Source organism: Lentibacillus persicus (assembly GCF_900112705.1).
GTDB lineage: Bacteria > Bacillota > Bacilli > Bacillales > Amphibacillaceae > Lentibacillus > Lentibacillus persicus.
In genome coordinates this window covers 40,590-61,608 of sequence record NZ_FOMR01000007.1, presented here as the reverse complement: position 1 = coordinate 61,608, position 21,019 = coordinate 40,590, and the positions used below count along the sequence as shown (strand labels likewise).

At 44.3% G+C, this 21,019-nt stretch carries 15 protein-coding genes and 1 tRNA gene; 14 read left to right on the top strand and 2 right to left on the bottom strand.

Translation table 11 applies throughout. From position 1 onward, the window contains the following. Positions 1-26: 26 nt before the first annotated feature. The 4 genes from BMZ22_RS10325 (at position 27) to BMZ22_RS10310 (ending at position 4,941) form a co-directional block, all read left to right on the top strand. Positions 27-1,031 carry a phosphotransferase enzyme family protein gene (locus BMZ22_RS10325; RefSeq protein ID WP_090085200.1) on the top strand — a complete coding sequence of 335 codons (1,005 nt, stop codon included), beginning with the start codon at positions 27-29 and terminating at the stop codon, positions 1,029-1,031. A gap of 260 nt (positions 1,032-1,291) precedes the next feature. After that, complete coding sequence (locus BMZ22_RS10320; protein WP_090085198.1) at positions 1,292-2,254, top strand: alpha/beta hydrolase; 963 nt, start codon at positions 1,292-1,294, stop codon at positions 2,252-2,254. 192 nt (positions 2,255-2,446) lie between these two features. Then, positions 2,447-3,424 (top strand): UV DNA damage repair endonuclease UvsE, encoded by a 978-nt coding sequence (uvsE, locus tag BMZ22_RS10315; RefSeq protein ID WP_281242083.1) that lies wholly within the window; start codon positions 2,447-2,449, stop codon positions 3,422-3,424. Positions 3,425-3,648: 224 nt separating this feature from the next. Beyond that, a complete protein-coding gene (locus tag BMZ22_RS10310) occupies positions 3,649-4,941 on the top strand; it encodes a S8 family peptidase (protein WP_090085194.1) in 1,293 nt (430 codons plus the stop codon). A gap of 508 nt (positions 4,942-5,449) precedes the next feature. Here the strand turns inward: BMZ22_RS10310 and BMZ22_RS10305 are convergent. Further along, entirely contained in the window at positions 5,450-7,450 is a 2,001-nt protein-coding gene (locus tag BMZ22_RS10305; RefSeq protein WP_090085191.1) for a S9 family peptidase, read from the bottom strand. Between the two features lie 58 nt (positions 7,451-7,508). Next, a complete protein-coding gene (gene dat / locus BMZ22_RS10300) occupies positions 7,509-8,372 on the bottom strand; it encodes a D-amino-acid transaminase (protein WP_090085189.1) in 864 nt (287 codons plus the stop codon). 179 nt (positions 8,373-8,551) lie between these two features. Between dat and BMZ22_RS10295 the strand changes: the two genes are divergently transcribed. From BMZ22_RS10295 to BMZ22_RS10250, 10 genes are all read left to right on the top strand, one after another. Continuing rightward, positions 8,552-9,241, top strand: a complete 690-nt coding sequence (locus BMZ22_RS10295) for a Crp/Fnr family transcriptional regulator (RefSeq protein WP_090085186.1) — start codon at positions 8,552-8,554, stop codon at positions 9,239-9,241. A 165-nt stretch (positions 9,242-9,406) separates the two neighbouring features. Beyond that, positions 9,407-9,480 (top strand) — tRNA-Gly (locus BMZ22_RS10290). Positions 9,481-9,628: 148 nt separating this feature from the next. Beyond that, positions 9,629-11,332 carry an ABC-ATPase domain-containing protein gene (locus BMZ22_RS10285; protein ID WP_090085184.1) on the top strand — a complete coding sequence of 568 codons (1,704 nt, stop codon included), beginning with the start codon at positions 9,629-9,631 and terminating at the stop codon, positions 11,330-11,332. Between the two features lie 20 nt (positions 11,333-11,352). Further along, a complete protein-coding gene (gene queG / locus BMZ22_RS10280; protein WP_090085181.1) occupies positions 11,353-12,495 on the top strand; it encodes a tRNA epoxyqueuosine(34) reductase QueG in 1,143 nt (380 codons plus the stop codon). An 18-nt stretch (positions 12,496-12,513) separates the two neighbouring features. Then, the gene (locus BMZ22_RS10275) at positions 12,514-13,020 is read left to right on the top strand and encodes a methylated-DNA--[protein]-cysteine S-methyltransferase (RefSeq protein ID WP_090085180.1); all 507 of its coding nucleotides are present in this window, start codon (positions 12,514-12,516) and stop codon (positions 13,018-13,020) included. A gap of 89 nt (positions 13,021-13,109) precedes the next feature. After that, positions 13,110-13,958, top strand: a complete 849-nt coding sequence (locus BMZ22_RS10270; protein WP_090085178.1) for an amidase domain-containing protein — start codon at positions 13,110-13,112, stop codon at positions 13,956-13,958. 118 nt (positions 13,959-14,076) lie between these two features. Continuing rightward, complete coding sequence (locus tag BMZ22_RS10265) at positions 14,077-14,550, top strand: tRNA (cytidine(34)-2'-O)-methyltransferase (protein ID WP_090085176.1); 474 nt, start codon at positions 14,077-14,079, stop codon at positions 14,548-14,550. A 771-nt stretch (positions 14,551-15,321) separates the two neighbouring features. After that, entirely contained in the window at positions 15,322-18,177 is a 2,856-nt protein-coding gene (locus BMZ22_RS10260) for a 2-oxoglutarate dehydrogenase E1 component (protein ID WP_090085174.1), read from the top strand. After that, positions 18,170-19,498 carry a 2-oxoglutarate dehydrogenase complex dihydrolipoyllysine-residue succinyltransferase gene (odhB, locus tag BMZ22_RS10255; protein WP_090085172.1) on the top strand — a complete coding sequence of 443 codons (1,329 nt, stop codon included), beginning with the start codon at positions 18,170-18,172 and terminating at the stop codon, positions 19,496-19,498. The genes BMZ22_RS10260 and odhB overlap by 8 nt, the downstream gene beginning before the upstream one ends. A gap of 294 nt (positions 19,499-19,792) precedes the next feature. Further along, positions 19,793-20,983 carry a NupC/NupG family nucleoside CNT transporter gene (locus BMZ22_RS10250; RefSeq protein ID WP_090085170.1) on the top strand — a complete coding sequence of 397 codons (1,191 nt, stop codon included), beginning with the start codon at positions 19,793-19,795 and terminating at the stop codon, positions 20,981-20,983. Positions 20,984-21,019 lie beyond the last annotated feature (36 nt).

The window sequence follows — 21,019 nt, the reverse complement described above, 5'->3', positions numbered from 1 at the left end:
ACTCAGAAAAGGTGGAGGGACCATATTTGCAAATTAATGTTAAACGCTCATTAATTGAGCCGGACACAATCAAGCACATTCTTACACACTACGACCTCAAGGGACCCCTCCATTGTGAATACCTGGCAAAGGGTCTGAATGATACATATTTTGTAATGGATGAAAATAGCGATAAGTATATTTTCAGGCTATATCGAGCAGGAGGGCATAATTACAGCGCCATTTCCTTCGAATTAACAGCGGTGCAGCATTTGAAAAACAAGGGCTTGAACGTTTCATATCCGGTCCAGGCCCGAGGTGGTCAATTAATTAATGAGCTTGAAGCACCGGAAGGCAAGCGTTATGGGGTGCTTTTCACCTATTCTGAAGGTGAGCGCCCGCAAATTACCGTTGCCAATTCGGAGCTTATCGGCACAACGCTTGGTCGTTTGCATCGCTTATCACAAGACTTTTTGCCAGTGCAGGAACGGGGGTTCAAGATTAATGTAAATCATTTGCTTGATGCGCCTGCAGCTGTGATAATGCCTGAGATTGAGCGGTATTTGGGTGATAAGGCTTCTCAGGTTTTTAAAACAGTGGTGGAAAATATAAAGGCTGACTTATCAGCGATTGATCTTAAAAAAGGCTTTTGTCACGGGGATTTCCATAACCATAATCTGCACATCTTTAATGGTGACATATCAGTTTTTGATTTCGATGGCTGTGCGTGGGGATTACAAGGTTACGATATTGCAGTTGCCTGGTGGAATATAAAAAACAACTGCCGGTACGAGGAAGAAGCATGCTGGGAGGCATTCCTGCAAGGTTATTTAAAAGAGCAAAACCTCTCCGGGGCTGATATAAAAAGCTTGCCGCTGTTTATTACGGCAAGGCGTGTCCGGCTTCTGGGGACGATGATTGCCAATGACGATGTGTGGGGCACTAACTGGATTAATCAACGTTCACTGGAGTTGTTTGTCGGTCAGTTAAGGACGGACAGGCTTGGTGATGAGGAGCTGCTTGAACTTGATGGTGACAGAGGGGGGTTATAACCGCTAATTCATTCGCTGGTTAGACGGGCCAAACTAAATAAGAAACAATAACGATGACCGTGACATATTATATGAGGACGCTGTCACGTTCGCACTGCCAAAATGGTTCTCCTTTTATTCTACTGTTGACGCTTCGATACGGAAAATAACATTCTCATTTTCCGCTGATTTCTAGGAAGTACCATGCGGTTTATCGCCAAATTGTCGCTGTTTTTTTGTATAATGGAAAGAGAGTCATAGAAAGAGAGAGGAGAGGCAGCGTGAAACGAAAGACGTGGCTTAAAATAGGAATTGGGATTGTAAGCGTCCTGTTAATCATAGATATTATCGCGAGTTTTTATTTCTACAGTTTGGCAATTGAGCGTGGTGAAAAAGATTTTCTGAATGACAATGAAGATTTGGAAGTATCTGCGGAAACAATGGATGTTCTTTTGGAGGGCGGCTGGCGAGAGTGGGTAAATGAACAGAAGTTTGAGGAATGGACGATGGAAACTGAGGATAACCTGGAGCTTAAAGGGTACTTTCTTGAAGCAGAACAACCATCGGATAAAGTTGTTGTAATGGCGCATGGTTATTTAGGCCATGCGATGGATATGGGGTTATTCGGCGAGTATTATTACGAACAAAAAGGTTACAATATTTTCACGGCTGACGCACGAGGACATGGGGCGAGCGGCGGTGATTATTATGGGTTTGGCTGGCATGACCGGCATGATTATACAGCTTGGATTGACCGGATAGTTGAAACATACGGAAAGGATACAGAGATTATTCTGCACGGGGTTTCAATGGGAGCGGCAACGATGCTGATGACAGCGGGTGAGGACCTGCCTGATAACGTTAAAGCAGTGATAGCAGACAGTCCATATACGAGCGTGCATGATTTGTTCGCGTATCAAATGGATCGGATGTTCAATCTGCCGGCATTTCCATTTCTGCCATCGACCAGTGTTGTGACCAACATTCGTGCGGGCTATTCTCTTTCAGAAGCTTCAGCGCTGGATCAAGTGAAAAAAGCTGATATTCCGATTTTATATATCCATGGCACAGCTGATACATTTGTGCCGACACGCATGTCGAAAACGCTATATAACAATACGAATAGTGAAGCGGAGCTCATGATGGTTGACGGTGCCAACCACGGCGAGCCTTATGTGGTCGCGAAAGAAAAATATATTGATAGCGTTAATGCTTTTTTAAAAAAGCATACGGACTGGCAATAACGCCTTTAATATTTAATAAGATTCCGTGCAAAACATAAACGTTTTGCACGGAATTTTTGTTTAAAACAGAGCTCTTAGAAGCTTTTTGGGTATGATTACCGTCGTATGTACACACTAAGTTCCGAGTTTATTCCAAATGTAACTGGACGTGGAGCATGGCTAAACATTAACCATATAGCAGGGGGGATGTATGTGACCAATTGGACACGATTTCGACTCGGATATGTAGCGATGAGTGTTAATGTAAAAAACTGTTCACCGTCGCAAACAATGACTTATAAACGGTTTCAGCAATTAGATGATAAAGAGGCAGCAGTTTCTCGGCTGGAAAGGATAGCGCGGTCAAATCTTCATAACTGTCTCCGTTTATTAAAACATAATAACGCTCATGATATTAAGTTTTTCAGACTCAGTTCCCGTCTTGTGCCGCTCGCCACACATGAAGCTTTGAACGGTTGGAATTATATGCAAGCAATCCGGAATGATTTGCGGGCATTAGGTGATTTTGCGCGAAAGCACACGATGCGCCTTGATTTTCATCCGGATCATTTTGTTGTCCTAAACAGCCCGAAGGAAAGTGTTTTCAACGGGTCTGTGAAAAATTTGCTTCATCATGTTCAGCTGGTTGATGGTATGGGAATTGATTTGACTCATCGCAGTGTGCTGCATGTCGGAGGAACGTATAAAAATAAACCTAAAGCAATCGAACAATTTATCTCCAACTGGTCGTATGTCCCTGATGATGTTCAACGGATGCTGATGATTGAGAACGATGATAAATCATTTAATCTTCAGGATTGTCTTTATCTTGGTGAAAAATTGGGGATTCCCGTCGTATTTGATTATCATCATCACTTGGCTAACCACGAAGACCCGGATTGGACGTCGCATTGGAACCGTGTTGTAAATAGTTGGAGAAACTCGCCACATCCTCTGAAAATGCACATTTCGAGTCCGAAAAACGAACAAGCATTTAGAAGTCATGCTGATTTGGTTGATTCTGACATGTTTATGCGCTTTTTAAAAGAGGTTAATGGTTCAGTCGCCGAAATGGACTGTATGATTGAGGCAAAGCAAAAGGACGGTGCATTATTTCAATTGATGCAGGACTTAAAAGGCAGGGATGACATTGAAATGGTTGATGAGGCAAGTTTTTATGTGAAAACGTAGGAGGTGGATAGGTATTTGGTGTATTTCTAAGCATTAATTGGTTAATTTGACATATTGTTACCATTATCCTCCAGTGCTAAGCTATTCATAAGAATTCCTCCCCCTATCAAATGAAAACATCCAGTGCTTATTTTCTTACCTGATGCTCACCCAAGAAACACAAGCATAGGGGGTTATTTGTAAGTATCTATTTGACATTTAAAAGTAGAAGGAGGAGGAAGGAAATGAGTGGCAGAAAACGCGTTTGGTTTGAGGCGGCAGGCCGTAAATTGGACCCAGGTTTAGTTGAACAATTGCGGCTAAAACGCAAAGAAGATCCGTACGAGACAAGTAACGATAGACTTCCGGTAATTGTCTCTTATTCAAGTGACACTGACGCTAAAAAGAAGAAGGAATTGATCACAGCTTGCCAGGCAGATAATAACAGCAGGTTGGACAAAGATATTGGCCGAAGAATCGCCAGAGGAAATTTAACCCCGCAAATCATTAAGCAAATTAAAGATCATGAAGCTGTTGATCGCATCTATTATGACCGAATTGTAACGGCGCTGCTGGACGTTGCCAGCAAACAGGTTGGTTCCGTTGAGCTCCGGGAAAATGCTGGGTTAACCGGGAAAGGTGTTACCATCGCTGTTATAGATACAGGTGTTCACCCCCATAGCGACCTGACGGAAACGAGCAATCGAATTGTGGCGTTTAAAGATTTTTTTAATGACCAAGAAGAACCTTATGATGATAATGGACATGGTACCCATTGTGCAGGAGATGCAGCCGGAGACGGTCAGCAGTCTGATGGATTGTACAGTGGTCCAGCGCCTGAAGCATCGATTGCAGGTGTAAAGGTTCTTGATGAAAATGGCAGCGGCCGATTATCGGGCATTATTGAAGGTATCGAATGGTGTATAGCGAAGAAAGATGACTATAATATTCGTGTCCTTTCGCTGTCATTAGGTTCTCAGGCTTTTGAATCCTTCCGGGACGATCCGCTCTCGATTGCAGTAGGGGAAGCCTGGCATAAAGGGATTGTTGTTTGCGCTGCTGCCGGTAACAGTGGACCGGAGCAGGCAACGATAAGCACACCGGCCATCAATCCTTTCATCATCACTGTCGGATCGATCGATGATCAAAATACTGAGGAACGTTCGGACGATGAAATCGCTGAATATTCCGGCAGAGGCCCGACCGTAGACGCTTTTGTTAAGCCGGATATTTACGCACCGGGCACTGATATCATTTCACTGCTGGCGCCGGAATCTGCGCTGGAACACGAACTGCCGGAGCAGGTGGTGGATGAGAATTATTTACAGTTATCGGGAACGTCCATGGCAACGCCTATATGTGCCGGGGTCGTCGCGCAGATATTGGAAGCAAATCCTGACTTGAGTCCAAATGATGTTAAAACTATTTTAAAGGCCACTTCAAAGCCAGCACTCAATGACGTTTGGGGCTACATTCAAGCAGGAAAAGCTGTGGAAATGGCAGGCGAATATGCAGGTTTTCAAAAGGCTGTTAAATAAGACAATCTGAGCTGACTGTAAGTGGATAAGTGGTAATAATCAACAAGAGGGTGGGACATAATTAAAAGATTATCGTGAAAGACAAACAAAGCAATCTGTAAGCGGAAGTAATATACGTAGACTTCTGCGGGAGCAAAGGCATAGGTGAGACCCCGCAGGGCGCTAGCCCGAGGAGGCTCACCAGCCGCCCGCGAAAAGTGAAGTATATTACTGGAGCGGCGTATTCCGCCCTCCTTCACAATGATTGTTCCGCTGATTGAAGATTCACTTTATCCCGCATGTAAGGGACAGTAAGCCGTCAAAAGTACGCCAGCTAACTGTCCCTAAATGTCCGATTCTGTTCATCTAACAATCAGCGGGAAAAACCTTCCGCTGATTGAAGATTCACTTTATCCCGCATGTAAAGGACAGTAAGCCGTCAAAGGACGCCGGCTGACTGTCCCTAAATGTCCGATTCTGTTCATCTAACAATCAGCGGGAAAAACCTTCCGCTGATTGAAGATTCACTTTATAAATATTCGTCGAACCAGCGGGTGATATGGTTCAAACGGGCAATGCGCATTTCGGGTTTGCCGTTCCTGCTTAATTCGTGGTTCGCATCAGGAAAACGGACAAATTCAACTTCTTTCTTCATATGTTTTAGCGTGACGAACAGCTGCTCACTTTGCTCAATCGGGCAGCGGTAATCTTTTTCCCCGTGTACGATCAGTAACGGTGTTTCAATATTTTCGGCATACTTTAATGGCGAAAAGTCCCACAGTGCAGACGGGTCTTCAAGAAGGTTTTTACCGAGTTCCCATTTTGTAAAGAAGTAACCTATATCGCTAACACCGTAAAAACTGAGCCAATTACTGATGCAGCGCTGTGTCACCGCTGCTTTAAACCGATCCGTATGACTGACAATCCAGTTGGTCATAAACCCGCCGTAACTTCCTCCGGTAACACCAAGCCGCTCCTGGTCGATAAAGTCATACGTTTCAAGTGCATAGTCAACACCCCGCATCAAATCAGAATTATCTTTTCCGCCATAATCTTCCCGGCAGGCATCGACGAAGTGCTGCCCATAGCCGTGGCTTCCACGCGGGTTAGTGTACAAAACAGCATAGCCTTTGGCCGCCAGCAGCTGGAGTTCGTGGAAAAATGTCTGCCCGTACATGGCATGCGGGCCGCCGTGTACTTCTAAAATTAAGGGGTATTTTTTGTTTTCCTCAAACCCATATGGGCGAAGCAGCCATCCTTTGATTTCCCAGTTGTCCTCAGCTTTGAATGTCAGGGATTCCGGCTCGCTTAGGTGCACGCTTTCTAACAATTCCCTGTTAGCATCCGTTAACTGCTTAGGATTCCCATTCATTGACAATTGATAAAAATTGCCAGGGTCTGTTGGTGTACTGATGCCGAGAATAAATATATCATGATGCTTTGAAAATCCGAACACATGGTTATTGTCTTTATAAAGCGCATTAAGTTTTCCATTCAAATCCGTCTGATACAAACCGGTCGCACCGTTATCGCTCCCAAGAAAGTATAAATACGTTGAATCTTTATTCCATACGGGACCGTTTTCTGAATGGCCCATGCGTGTATCGCCAATCATGGCGTCGCCCAGCTGAAAGTCCCACTCGGTGCTGAGACACGAGCGGTTGCCTGTTGTTGTATCAAACACATACAACTCATTCAACGTTGCACCCTGGTAGGCGAACTCATGGCCAAAACACGCTACTTTAGCGCCATCCGGTGAATAGCGCGCATTGCCGTATTGACCTTCACCATTCGTTAAGGTAGTTATCTCTTTTGTTGTTAAATTAAGCAGATGCAAATCGCTGGTCAGTTCGTAATCGCTATTTTCATTAAGATTTGCACTGAACAAAATAAAATTTCCGTCCGGCGAGATATCTTCAAAGCTATGGTCAGTATCAGCAAAAGTCAGCTGGTTAAATGTATTGCTTTCTAAATCGTATTGAACGATTTGTGTGTGTTTACAATCCAGAAAACCACTGGCATCAGACTTATATTTTAAATGTTTGACGACGAAAGGCTGTTTGTTTTGTTCATCTCGTTCTTTTTGCCGTTCGTCTTCGGTCTGTTCATGCTGTTCTGTCACGTCATCCTCTTTTTCCAATGGTGCACTGAAGATGATCATGCGCCCATCTTTGGAAAATACGGGGCTCAAAGCGCCGTGTTTAAATGATGTCAGCTGTCTGGCTTCTCCGCCTTCAGTATTCAGAAGCCATAATTGCGGTGTACCACTTCGATCAGATTGAAATACGAGCCATTTGCCATCAGGCGAAAAGCGCGGATGGCTGTTTTTTGCTTTGTTAAAAGTCCATTGCTTTGGCTGGTTATGCTTTAGTGAATGAATAAATAGCTGCGATGTATAATCATTTTCATTAGTTGCTTTGGTGGAAACAAACGCATACGCATTCCCGTCGGATGTGAATTGCGGGTCACTGTGTATAGTGATATGCCGCAAATCCTCTGCAGTTAGTGGACGCTCAGACTGATTTTTCATAAATGGTTCCTCCTGCGTGGATAGGGTTGTGTCACAAGCCTTTTGTTTCGGCGAAAGGCTATGTATTAATTGTACTGATCGCTGCGTCTTGCTCATAAGCTTCTTGCAGTTTTCTGGTGATATGACCGGGTTTTCCATTGGCAATTGTTTTTCCATCAACCTCGGTAACCGGTGTTATTTCAGAAGTTGTGCTTGACAGGAATAATTCGTCCGCCTCTTCTATATCAGCGGTTGAAAAAGCTTCTTCAATAAAAGGGATCTGTAAATCTTTTGCAAATTGTTCAACGTGCATACGGACACATCCATGGAGGATACGCTTTGTTGCAGGGTGGGTATATATGTTACCGTTTTTAATAAGGTAAATGTTGGAAGAACTGCATTCCGTTACGATACCCTCACGATGCAAAATAGCCTCATAACTGTTGTTTTCGTGTGCTGTTTGTTTTGCAAGTACATTTGGCAGCAGGTTTAAACTTTTAATATAACAATTTTCCCATCGTGTGTCCCTTTGAGTTATCGCTGAAACACCGTTTGCCAGATTATCTGTATTGCGGGGCATATCACGAATGTAGGCGTAGACATTTGCCTCGGTTGCTGATGGAAACGTGTGGTTACGCGGTGCTGACCCGCGTGTTGCCTGTAAATAGACAATGCCGTCTGATTTCATACTGTTACGGTTGAGAAGGTTCTGCAACAGATCTGAAATGTCTTTTTTGGAAAATGGCAGTTTAAGTTTTATCGCCTCGGCGGATCGGAACAATCGTTCAATGTGCTCGTTAAGTGAGTAATATTCACCGCCATATACGCGAATGACTTCATAGATGCCGTCACCGAATTGCAGTCCCCGTTCTTCAAATGGATAAGTAAGACTGTCTTGGTGGGTAAAATGGGTTTGTGAAAGTATGATAGGGTAGATTGACATTTTAGTTGCCTCCTTAACGTGAGTGTGCAAAAGTGCAAATATTTTTGAACAGCTCTTAAAAAGATATTCTATATTTCTCGGGCACTCATGTAAAGACTTATTAAGTGACAGATGTCACAGAATAGTTGTTTAATAACCTTTATAATGGGATATACAAGATAGGTAAAGGGGGAAATAATATGGAGCCGATACTGGAACGGTTAAGCACAAAGGACCAGAAATCGTTAATAGCCAAGTCAAAAATGCTGCATATCCCTAAAAACGCCATAATTTTTGAAAACGGTGCACCTGCAGATTATTTGTATTTTATACATAAAGGGAACGTCCGTATCTTTAAACAAATTGAGCCGAACAAGGAATTAACGATTTTCACACGTGGAGAACAAGATGGATTTGGCGAGATTGGCGTATTTGGAGCCCAAAAATACTCTAATTCGGCAAAAACGCTACAGGACAGTATGGTATATGCAATTGAACGCAGTGATCTGGAAGAAGCTCTTTCGGAGGATGGACGTTTAAGCCTTCACTTTACACGCTGGCTTGCTGAATCATTGGAAGGAAGCAAGGCAAAAATTCGTGATTATATCGCTTTTGGTTCAGAGGGGGCTGTAGCTTCTATATTCATACGCTATTCAAATATGCACGGTGTCGTCACCCCTGAAGGCGTTCGTATTACCGAACCGATTATGATTCAGGACATTAGTAAGCATATCGCGGTTTCCAGAGAAACGGTCAGCCGGATTGTTAATAAATGGAAGGACCAAGGGATCATCACAAATGAAAACAAGTATTTCTTGATAAAAGACATGGAGTATTTCAGAAAATTGTTGGTGTGTGAACAATGCAATGTTGACAATTGTGTGCTCTGATGTTGTTAAACTTTACGCTGCTGCGAGTAAGCATCCTTCTATCGGGTGCTTTTTTGCTATTAATTGTCGTAACTTTTTATCAAAAGCAGTTGATTCTATCAAAATCACTTGTTATAATGGGAAACGTTCTAAAGAAACAGTATATTACATATTTCTTTCGCACATGCGGGTGTAGTTTAGTGGTAAAACCTCAGCCTTCCAAGCTGATGTCGTGGGTTCGATTCCCATCACCCGCTCCATACATATGTTACAACGCAGTGTTTCGCTATTATCGAAGCATTGCGTTTTTTCGTATAGAACACGCATTAACAGCCTTCTATACTTGAATGTAACTTTCTGAAAATGTATTCTATATTTGACACAAAGACGAACGTTGAGGGGTTTTTTATGAAACAACTGATGCAAACGTTAAAACAAATTGATGGAAAAGGGTATAAAGCTTATAAAAGTGTTCAAGGTCACTATAAATTTTCTAATTTTGATTTATATATCGATTATGTCCAGGGAGACCCATTCGCAGCGCCTTCTAAAATACGTGTGACGATACCTGCATCGAAACGAGCGGTGAAGGCGAGTTGGCTTGAGACATACCGCCGCAGAGTGGCGACTGAAGATATACTTGCCCGGAAGGTCGGCGGTGCGATCGCGAAGGGGAATTTTGTCATAAAAGGATCTGGAAAAAGCGGCAGTATACAATTTGACCGCCCCGGCCAGGAAGTTCTTGAACGCAGTGCGGTGAAAGCTGATTCAAACATGATTACGGTTTGTATTTCCGCAGGTCTGCCCGCGAATGGCCGTAAAATTAATGGCAGAGAAGCAGAAAAATTATTCACCAGCGCTATCCCGGAAATCATAAAAAATTCGATCTTCGCCATTACGGATGACGAAATAGAAAAAGCTGTGCAATTGGCTGACCAGCAGGAAGCAATAAGAGCTGAAATGCAAAACAATGACTGGATTGCTTTTATTGCAAATGGATCCGTATTGCCACGGGCGAGCGGGATCAGCAACAAGCCTATGAAACAAGCAATCGCTTTCCAAAGTCCGCCGGAGGATGAAGTGGAAGTCCACGTCCCGCATCGACATGAGCCTGTTAAAGGGATGGCAATTAAAAAGGGCATTACACTTATCGCTGGCGGGGGCTATCATGGGAAAAGCACCCTGCTTGAAGCGATTGAGCGGGGAGTTTACTCACATGTGCAGGGCGATGGCCGTGAGTATGTGCTGACCGATATGGACGCGGTAAAAATCCGTGCTGAAGACGGGCGTCAAGTGACGAGCGTCAACATATCGCCGTTCATTAATAATCTGCCGCATAAGCAGGACACCAGCAACTTTTCGACAGAAAATGCCAGCGGAAGCACATCCCAGGCGGCTAATGTCATGGAAGCCCTGGAAGCTGGGGCAACCTCGCTTCTGATCGATGAGGACACAAGTGCCACCAACTTTATGATCCGCGACCACCGTATGCAGCTGCTTGTGCACCAGGATAAAGAACCGATCACCCCGTTTATCGACAAAATCAAACAAATGCGGGATCAGCTTGATGTCTCAACAGTATTGGTCATGGGCGGATCGGGGGATTATTTTGATGTGGCGGATTCGGTCATTATGATGGAAGCATATGAACCATTTAATGTGACGAAAGAAGCCCGGAGGATTGTTTCAGAGCATCCAATCAATCGGGAGTCCACTGAATATGAATCATTTGGAACCATTAGTGAGCGGTATTTTCAACAATCTTCAATTCAGACACAAAAAGGCAAAAAATCGAAAACACAGGCTAAAGGCTTAACAACAATTTTAATGGGGCGAACCGATATAACGTTTGATGATACAGAGCAGCTTGTCGATGCTTCCCAGACTCGGATGATTGCGGAAATCATTCAGCACTTGGACCGATCAAACGTTTTGGGAGATAAGCCGTTACACCAACTGCTTGATATGATTGAACAGCAATTGGACGAAAAAGGGCTGGCCTCATTCACAGCCTTTAAGGATCAGCACCCAGGTGATATTGCACGTCCAAGAAGGTATGAGATAGCTGCCGTGCTGAATAGAATGCGCACGGCCAAAGTCAATCAAACGTAACACGAAAGGAGGCAGCCCGGATGAATACAAATCAACTGAGACAGGACGTTATTGACTACAGCAAGAAAATTGGTATTGATAAAATCGGGTTTGCTTCTGCTGATGTTTTTGAAAGTTTGAAAGATCGGCTAAAGCGCCAACAGGAACTCGGTTTTCAGTCAGGGTTTGAAAAAGGGTCTGTGGAAGAGCGCACGGAGCCGGACCGGCTGATGCCGGAAGCTAAATCGATCATTTCAATCGCATTAGCCTATCCGTCGCGCATTAAGGATGGTCCAAAGAGCACTAAAGAAGAACGCCGCGGCGTATTTTGCCGGGCTTCCTGGGGAACGGATTATCACGAGGTCCTCCGCGAAAGGCTGACGAAGCTTTCAAATTTTATCAAAGAAAAAATGCCTGAAGCTGAAACGAAAGTTATGGTCGATACTGGCGAATTGTCCGACCGGGCGGTGGCTGAGCGGGCCGGTATTGGTTTCAGCGGCAAAAACACAGCCATCATCACGCCCGAATTCGGGTCGTATGTTTATTTGGGAGAACTGATTACTAATGTGCCATTTGAACCGGACACACCGCTTGAGGACGGCTGCGGATCGTGCACGAAATGTCTTGACGCGTGTCCGACAGGGGCACTTGTTCAGGGCGGGCAGCTGAACGCTCAGCGTTGTCTGGCATTTTTAACCCAGACGAAAGATTTCATGCCCGATGAATTCCGTCCGAAAATCGGTAACTTCATATACGGTTTTGACACATGCCAGGTTGTTTGCCCATACAATAAACGGGTCGATTTCCACAATCATCCTGAATTTGAACCTGAGCCCGATGTCGCGAAACCAAAACTGAAACCGATGCTCAGCATATCGAACAGAGAATTCAAAGAAACATTCGGACATGTGGCCGGGTCATGGCGCGGAAAAAAACCGCTGCAGCGCAATGCATTAATCGCGCTTGCGCATTATAAAGATGAGACAGCAATTCCTGAAATCACACGGGTCATGAATGATGATCCGAGGCCTGTTATACGCGGAACGGCAGCCTGGTCACTTGGTAAAATCGGAACACAAGCCGCGTATACAGCTATTGAGGAAGCGATGGAAACGGAAAAAGATGAACACGTGCTGGCTGAAATGGAAAAAGGTCTCGAATTTCAAGACATATCTTCCGGCTGATGAAAAGAGGGGAATTAAGTGGAGCTGTACTATGGGGAGATGACCACACCTGTTGGTCCAATGACAATTATCAGCGATGGAATGAAAGCGGTGCGCATCGACTACGGGTCGTTTGCGGAGATTGAAGGTAAAACGGCGAAGTGGACCAGCCGTTTTTTTAGCCGTCCTGTTTTCATCGAAAAACGTGAATATGTTGAACATATTATAGCGGAACTGGACGAATATTTCGTGGGTGAAAGAATTAACTTTACGTTTGACTTTGACTTTTACGGAACGCCTTTCCAGAAAGAAGTGTGGCGAGCGTTATATAATAAGGTGCCATATGGTGAAACGAAAAGTTATAAGGAGATTGCCCAGGCAATCGGCAACCCGAAAGCTGTAAGAGCAATCGGCGGCGGGGTCAACAAGAACCCCCTTTCAATTGTGGTGCCTTGCCATCGTGTCATCGGAACAAACGGTAAAATGATCGGATATGGCGGCGGCCTGGAGAAAAAAGAATACCTCCTGGCCCATGAAGCAAAATAGGGCGACAAGGTGTCTGACACTTTGTCCACCTATGCTTTCGAATTTGGACAAATGTCCTCTCCATATACTTGTGATGGAGGGGATTTTTTATGGATATGTTAAAGGAAAGCTGGCTGGATTTCTTTCGTGATTCGCATGAGGGTGATGACTGGTGGCAGCGGAAACAAAGGTTGTATCATGCCCGGCAGGCTGAAGTTGTTCGGATCAGCGGACGGGGGCATCTTTTCGAAGTGCTCCGGTATTCGGGAGGTACGGTTTGCCGCTACTTGCTGCATGTGGCCTTTTTAATTCGTCATCATCAACAACTTATACGGGAAGAGGTCGTTGTGCCCTGTCAGTTCAGACTGGAAAATGGCGTCATAACCGATCACAGGATAGCTGAACAACATCCCAGAACAAAGCCGGAAAAACCTTCAATTGATATGGAATCATTGCGCAATTCGCGTCAGGAACGGTTTTCTTATGACAGGCGTGCAGCGGTCCAGTACGCAGAGCGGTGGTGGAATAGTTACAACCCTGATTACCCGACTTTCGACGTCGATTGTACAAATTATGTTTCGCAATGCATGCGAGCAGGCGGTGCGCCTATGCGCGGAATGCCCGATCGGGGAAACGGTTGGTGGTACCAAAATGAAAATTGGAGCTTCAGTTGGGCCGTAGCACATTCATTACGCTGGTATTTGAGCGGTTCTGAAGCAGGATTGAAAGGCAAAGAGCTGGAGTCTGCCAGTGAGCTTATTCCCGGCGATGTTATTTGCTACGATTTTCAAGGTGATGGCAGGTGGGACCATAATACGATTGTTGTGGCGAAAGACGCTGACGGGATGCCACTTGTCAATGCCCATACTGATAATAGCCGCAACCGGTTCTGGTCATACGAAGATTCGGCTGCATGGACACCGGAAATACAGTATAAGTTTTTTCGAATTGGAGAGTAGTGGTATAATATTGACGTTATGAAAAATTAAGGCAATTATTAAATGGTGTGCGGGTTCACTGAATAATGTTTTAAACTGCAAAAAATATGAAACGAATTAGAAAGAGGCGAATGGAACATTGGGTTTACATGTGGTTTTGTATCAGCCGGAAATTCCGGCCAACACAGGCAATATAGCACGAACATGTCTTTCTGCAAATGCTGTGCTGCATTTGATCCGTCCGCTCGGTTTTTCGACAGATGACAAAATGGTCCGCCGGGCAGGACTTGACTATTGGCCATATGTCGATGTCCGTGAATATGATTCGATTAAAGAGCTATATGCGTCATATCCGGATGGGTCGTATTATTATATTGAAAATATTGGATCGAATTATTATACCGATTATGATTTTACGGCTGAGAAGCAGGATTTATTTTTTGTATTCGGCCGCGAAGGCAGCGGGTTTCCCGATGATTTTCTGAAAGGCAAAGAAGAACAGTGTCTGCGTGTGCATATGGGGGATAAGGTGCGATCGCTGAACCTGGCAAATACGGCAGCGATTATTGTTTACGAAGCATTAAGACAGCAAGGGTTCCCGGGAATGAACTAATCGGACATTTACTGCCAGTTACGTGCGGGATAAATTAAGGAGGCTGGGACATAAGGTTTAAAGATAAATGAAAAGACGAACGATAATTAGGAAAGGAAGCGGGATACGCCGCTCCGGAAATATGCTTCGCTTTCCGCGGGCGGCTGTTGAGCCAACTCGTGCCAAGGCACTTCGTTGTCTCACCTATGCCTCTCTTCCCGCAGGAGTCTCCGCATATTTCCTCCGCTGACCTTGATTATAGTTCGTCTTTTATATTGGATATATAAGTTATGTCCCAGCCTGTTTAAATGTTTGTGTTATTGATTTTTTTTAGGGACGCCGGGTTTTGCGTCATAACCGGCTGTAAAGCACGAGACGGTAAACGTAACAGCAACGCCTAATATTAATGCCAGTTTCATCACATTTCCTCCTCAAACAATTATGTAAAAAATCATTTCTTGTTTTTTAGTGTATCCCTATTATACCTAATAATTCCGGGGATGTGAACTATTATCCGACGATTCCTGTCATGACCTGTCTAAATTGAATTTAAAAGCTTTTTAAAAACAGGTGTTATGCGGGTGTAAATAATTTTCGTTTCCAAACAGTATTAAGCCTGTTGTCTGGATGACAAAAATAGAGTATATTAGTTGATGAAGCGAGAGCTTAAGTTCTATAATGACAGCAGAGTGTAAAAAGCCGTTATAGGGGGAAGTCAACAAGAGGTAACACTTTTAATTACCTCTTATTATAACGGGGTATAGCTGACTACTTAATGGAGGTATTTAAGACGTGGCACAAAATGAAGAATCTACTCGAAGATTCTGGAGCAGTTTTCATGGGCCTAACATGGGGTATATTGAGGAACAATATGAGCTTTATAAGGAAAATCACGAGGCCGTTGACCCTTCTTTAAGAAAACTTTTTGAAGAGCATGGTGCACCTGAATGGCTTCGTTCTTCACAGAAAAGCGGAGAGGAGCCAGCTCAGTCTGAGTCACCTATAGGGAACGTGAAGAAATTAACCTCAGCAATGCGACTTGTTGAGGCTATTCGTCGTTTCGGGCATCTTGAAGCGGATATTTACCCTGTAGGCCGCGATGAACGCGAAACGAATCTTGTTAATCCGGAGACTTACAACTTAACTGAACAGGATTTAAGAGATATACCGGCTGTATGGTTATGGGAGAAAGCACCGGCTGGTGTGGATGACGGTTATGAAGTGGTTCGCGAATTAAAAAAATTATATTCCGGCACGATAACGTTCGAGTATGATCATGTCAATAATGATGATGAACGCGAATGGCTTTTGAATTATATTGAATCTGGCCGATATCATAATGCGAGTACCGCGGAAAATAAAAAGAAATTACTCGAGCGGCTTGCACAGGTGGAAGGGTTCGAGGAATTTCTGCAAAAAACGTTTGTCGGACAGAAACGTTTTTCAATAGAAGGTCTTGAATCCATGATACCTATGCTTGATAAGGTCGTGAAGAATTCCATTCAAGATAATATTGAGCATATCATGATGGGGATGGCTCACCGTGGCCGCCTCAGCGTGCTGGCGCATGTTTTGGGTAAGCCTTTTGACAAAATATTTTCTGAGTTTCATCATTCACCCGACAAGGAATTAATTCCTTCTGAAGGTTCAAGCGGCATTAATTCCGGTTGGACCGGTGATGTTAAATACCACTTTGGTGCAACCAAGGATGTGGAAGATGAAGGGACAACAACCCGGATCACGCTGGCCAATAATCCGTCACACTTGGAATTTGTTAATCCGGTTGCAGAAGGGTTTGCGCGCGCCGGTCAGGATAACCGTTTCCAGAAAGGTTATCCCGAACAGGATTTCAGTAAGGCACTGCCCCTCCTGATTCATGGGGATGCAGCGTTTATTGGTGAAGGCGTCGTTGCGGAGACATTGAACTTTAAGGATCTTCCAGGCTATAAGACCGGGGGGACCCTCCATATCATTGCAAATAACCTGTTAGGGTATACAACAACGCAGTACGATGGCAGATCCACGCGTTATGCAAGTGATCTGGCAAAAGGATTTGAAATCCCAATTGTGCACGTGAACGCCGATGACCCGGTTGCGTGCGTTGTTGCTACCAAAATGGCTTATGAATATCGCCAGACGTTCCATAAAGACTTTTTAATTGATCTTGTGGGCTACCGTCGTTACGGTCATAACGAAATGGATGAACCGCGTGCAACACAGCCTGCGTTGTACCAGGATATTGATAATCATCCTACCGCAGCAAATGTTTTTGCTGAAAAACTTGAAAAAGAAGGCCTTATCGAAGCAAATGAATTAGATGGACTTAAAAAAGAGACAGAAACTAATCTGCGAGAGATTTTCGAAAACATGAAAGAAGATGAGTCAAGCAGTGATGATATTAAAAGTATGCCTGAGGCGCTTACAAATGGCCTTGATCGATTTGAAACAGCGGTGCCGCTTGACACATTGAAAAAATTGAATAAAGAACTTCAAGAGCGACCTGAAGGGTTTACGACTTTCCGTAAATTGAAGCGAATTCTGAGCCGGCGTGAAAATGTGCTGGAAGAAGGCAACAAGGCTGACTGGGGTGCCGGTGAAGCATTGACATATGCATCGATTTTAAATGACGGTATCCCGATCCGGTTAACAGGGCAGGATACCGAGCGTGGAACCTTCGCGCATAGACATTTGGTGCTGCATGATGCGGAAACAGGCGAAACGTATTGTCCGCTGCATGGTCTTGAAGATGCGGATGTATCATTTGATATCCGGAACACGCCGCTTTCCGAAGCAGGTGTATTAGGGTTTGAATACGGTTATAGTGTACAGGCGCCGAACACACTTGTGATTTGGGAAGCACAATTTGGTGACTTTTCAAACGCCGCACAGGTGATTTTTGACCAGTTTATTTCAGCAGCACGTGCGAAATGGGGCGATAAATCCAATATGGTGATGCTTCTGCCGCATGGTTATGAAGGACAAGGACCGGAACACTCCAGTGCACGTCTTGAACGGTTCTTACAACTGGCTGCAGAAAACAACTGGATTGTTGCAAACGTGACATCGTCAGCGCAATATTTCCATTTGCTTCGCCGGCAGGCAGCTATGCGCGGCAAAGAAGAAGCAAGACCATTGATCCTGATGTCACCGAAAAGCTTGCTGCGTAACCAGCGGGTCGCTTCCGCCCCTGAAGAATTCTCAGAGGGCAAATTTGAGCCGGTGAGACAGCAGCCAAATTTGAAAGTGAGCAAGAAGAATGCTAAACGCTTATTAATCGGAAGCGGGAAAGTAATGGTTGATATTGAGGAAGCTATCGCTGAGTCAGAAGAAAAATTCGAATGGCTTCGCGCGCTAAGACTTGAACAAATTTATCCATTTCCGAAAAAGCAACTTGAAAAAGAACTGAAAGAACTGCCTAACCTTGACGAAATCGTTTGGGTCCAGGAAGAACCGCAAAATATGGGCAGCTGGGATTTTGTTGATGATTACTTGAGAGAATTACTGACAGAAGGACAGACACTCAGGTACATCGGCCGTCCGCACCGGGCATCACCTGCTGTTGGGGAACCGAACGTGGATAAAGCAGAACAGCGGCGAATCATTGAAAAAGCAATTAATCCGTCAGAAGGAGGAGATACCAGTGAGTGAAATTAAAATTCCGGAGCTGGCAGAATCGATCACAGAAGGAACCATTTCCGAATGGCTTGTCAAAGAAGGGGACAAAGTGGAAAAAGGCGATGCGGTCGTTGAATTGGAAACCGATAAAGTCAATGTTGAAGTAAACACAGACTATGCTGGTGTCATTACTGAAATTGTCAGCCAGGAAGGCGATGACGTTGAAGTCGGCGATGTCATTGCCAAAGTAGATGAAAATGGCGAAGCAGGCGGAAGTGACTCTGAGGAAAAAGAAGCGTCCGCTGAATCTGAGGAAACGGAAGCGAAAGAAACAAAAAGTGAATCAGCTGAAAAAGAGGAAAAAGAGGAAAAAGAGGAAGAAGAAGCATCCTCAAAAGAAGAAAAAGCTGATAAACAGGAAGAGGACGACTCTTCTGACAGCGGTGATGTCATTGCCTCACCTGCAGCCCGTAAACGCGCGCGGGAACTTGGCATTGACTTGAACGATGTACAGGCACGTGACCCATTAGGCCGGATTCGCCCGGAAGACGTTGATTCAGCTGCAAAAGGCGGCAACGAACAAAAAGACTCGAAGCCGGCTAAGAAAGAAGAACCGAAGAAACAGGCACAATCAGAGACGACAGAGTTCGAAAAACCTGTGGAACGGGTTAAGATGTCGCGTCGCCGTCAGACCATCGCTAATCGTCTTGTTGATGTTCAACAGGAAGCGGCTATGCTGACAACGTTTAATGAAGTCGATATGTCAGCGATTATGGAACTGCGTAACAAGCGGAAAGATGATTTTAAAGAAAAGCATGGCATCAAGCTGGGCTTCATGTCTTTCTTCACGAAAGCCGTTATCGGTGCGCTAAAAGACTTCCCGCTTCTGAACGCAGAAATTCAGGGCAAAGAAATTGTGAAAAAGCAATTTTATGATATTGGAATTGCGGTTTCAACTGAGGAAGGTCTTGTTGTTCCTGTCGTCCGTGATGCGGACAAACTCGATTTTGCCGGCGTAGAAAAAGAAATCGCTGATCTAGGCAAAAAAGCTATGAATAAAGAATTGACCATGAAAGACCTCCAAGGTGGAACCTTTACCATTACAAATGGCGGAACCTTTGGATCAATGTTGTCAACGCCGATTTTGAACGCGCCTCAGGTAGGGATTCTTGGCATGCACAACATCCAAAAACGCCCGGTGGTTATGCCGGATGATTCGATTGAAGTCCGTCCAATGATGTATCTGGCTGTCTCCTACGATCACCGGATTGTTGACGGAAAAGAAGCTGTTCAGTTCCTCGTACGGATTAAAGAATTGCTTGAAGACCCTTACGATTTATTGCTCGAAGGTTAAATTTAAAAATCCCCCGCTTTGATGACAATCAGGGCGGGGTTTTTTTATGACATATTATCGTGAGAGGGCACCAAACCAGTTCAGTACCCTTGTTTAAAATTGGAAGAACGCCTCTAAAGCCAGAAACGCGTGGCGTGTTAGTAATTGCTTCTGCAGGGTATAACTAAACTAGTAGCACAATAAAAATTCATATTGCCAGACGTCTGACAACATGCTAAAATCATCAGTGGAAAAACGATATTGTAAGCGGTTCTAAACTGCCGTTTGTTATACATCTTAAGGGAGGCCTCATCAGTGGATATACTTTTTGGTTTGCTGGCTATTATAATTGTTATAGGTATAGCGTTTCTCATGTCAAATGACAAGAAAAATATAAATTATCGCGGCATAGCCGTCATGCTTATTTCCCAGCTCATCATCACATGGTTTATGTTCAACACGCAAATAGGCGGATCCATTATTAAAGGCATTTCAGCCGGGTTTAATAAATTAATCGAATTTGGTACTGAAGGTATTAATTTCGTCGTGGGCGGTATTCTGATTGAAGAAGGCGGAAGCGTGTTTTTCTTTAATGTGCTGCTGTTGATTATCTTTTTCGCGACACTTCTTTCCGTACTGACTTACTTGCGGATTCTGCCGCCAGTCATTAAATATATGGGCGGGTTGCTGTCAAAAATAACCGGACTGCCTAAAGTTGAATCGTTTAACGCGGTTAACAGTATCTTTTTTGGCCAGTCAGAAGCGCTGCTGGCTATTAAATCGCAGTTCCATCATCTGAACAATAACAGACTTTACATTGTAAGTGCATCGGCTATGGGGTCTGTGTCAGCATCGATTGTCGGTGCGTATCTGCAAATTCTGCCGCCGGAATATGTATTGGCCGCATTGCCGTTAAACATGTTCAGTGCCTTGATTATGGCGTCTGTCATCGCACCGGTTAACGTGTCGAAAGAGGAAGATGAAGTTGATGTCAAAGATGTTTCGAATGACAAAAGTATCTTTGAAGCGATGAGTAACGGTGCACTTGATGGCGGAAAAATCGCCCTTATTGTTGCAGCTATGCTAATTGCTTTTATCGCTTCACTGGAGTTGGTTAACTGGGTCATTCAGTTAGTCTTTGCAGGTGTAACATTACAGGAAATCCTCGGTTATATTATTGCACCGATCGGAATTTTAATGGGGATTGCGCCCGGAGAAGTTATTGAAGCAGGTGGTGTAATGGGGACAAAAATCGTTACCAATGAATTTGTTGCGATGCTGGAATTTGAACAGATGCTTGGCTCCTTGTCTGAAAAGACGATTGGTATCGTTTCGGTATTCCTGACAAGCTTTGCTAACTTCTCTTCAATCGGTATTATCGCAGGAACCGTTCAAGGTATTAACAGTGAAAAAGCTGTCAAAGTTTCCGGATTCGGCATGAAGCTGTTAATTGGTGCAACCCTGGCGTCCATTTTGTCGGCTACAATCGCAGGTTTGTTCCTGTAATAAAATGACAAATTGCAAAAAAACCGCTCATTTGGG